The organism is Geodermatophilus sp. SYSU D01176, from assembly GCF_054050015.1.
The window spans coordinates 1-1,272 of sequence record NZ_JBJGYN010000115.1 but is presented as its reverse complement, the minus strand read 5'-3'; the positions used below and the strand labels follow the sequence as shown (position 1 = coordinate 1,272).

Genomic DNA, 1,272 nt, shown 5'->3' with positions numbered 1-1,272 from the left:
GGGACTGCCCCCGGTTCGGTTGACTCCTTGCCTGTGAGGCTGCGGCCTCGCTGGAAGGATCAGCATCGTGCCCAAGCCGTTCCCGGCGGAGTTCCGTCGTGACGTGATCGCCGTGGCCCGCAAGGGCGAGGCGTCGGTCGCTCAAGTCGCCCGGGACTTCGGGATCTCCGAGTCCTGCCTGCAGCGCTGGCTGAAGATCGCTGATCGCGAGGACGGCATCGCGCCGCCGGCCTCCGGTGACCGCGGGGGCGGTGGCAAGGACTCCGACGCGGAGCTGCGGGAGCTGCGCCGGCGCAACAAGCTGCTGGAACAGGAGAACGAGATCCTGCGGCGGGCGACGGCCTACTTCGCCCGCGACGTCCTCCCAAAATGATCTACCCGCTGGTCCGTGAACTCGCCGCCGAGAAGATCCCCGTCGCGGTGACCTGCCGGGTGCTGGGCTTCTCCACGCAGGCCTACTACAAGTGGTGCGCCAACCCGGTCAGCCAGCGGGACTGGGACGACGCGCACCTGATCAACGCCGCCTACGACATCCACGCCGACGACCCCGGGTTCGGCTACCGGTTCATCGCCGACGAGTTGCGCGAACGCGGCATCACCACCGGGGAGAACCGGGTCGCCCGGCTGTGCTCCCAGCAGCGCATCTGGTCGGTCTTCGCCAAGAAGCCCGGCCTGAACCGCAAGGCCGGCCCGCCGGTGCACGACGACCTGGTCGACCGCCAGTTCACCGCGACCGCGCCCAACGTCACCTGGCTGACCGACATCACCGAGCACCCGACGGCGGAGGGCAAGCTCTACCTCTGCGCAATCAAGGACGTCCACTCCGGACGGATCGTCGGCTACTCGATCGACTCCCGGATGAAGGCGTCGCTGGCCGTGGCGGCGCTGCGGAATGCCATCGCCCGCCGCAGCCCAGCTGGCACCGTGGTGCACTCCGACCGCGGCAGCCAGTTCCGGTCGACCGCCTTCGTCCGCACCCTGGCCGACAACGGGCTGATCGGCTCGATGGGCCGGGTCGGGGCCTGCGGGGACAACGCCGCGATGGAGTCCTTCTTCGCGCTACTGCAGAAGAACGTCCTGGACCGGCAGCGCTGGGGCACCCGCGAGGAGCTCCGGTTGGCGATCATCACCTGGATCGAGCGCACGTATCACCGCCGCCGCCGGCAACGCCGACTCGGCCGACTCACGCCCGTCGAGTACGAGACACTCACCCACGCCGCAGCAGCGGCCTAACCCCTACCGGAACGAGTCAACCGGACTGGGGGCAGTCCC

General features: G+C 69.4%; 1 protein-coding gene. It reads left to right on the top strand.

Features of this window, described 5'->3' with window-relative positions:
• The first annotated feature begins 67 nt into the window (after positions 1-67).
• Positions 68-1,233 (top strand): IS3 family transposase gene (locus tag ACI78Z_RS24965; RefSeq protein WP_457039229.1). Its coding sequence is split into 2 segments (ribosomal slippage): positions 68-362 and positions 362-1,233, totalling 1,167 coding nucleotides; the frame shifts between segments, so codons are not numbered across the junction.
• Positions 1,234-1,272: the final 39 nt, after the last annotated feature.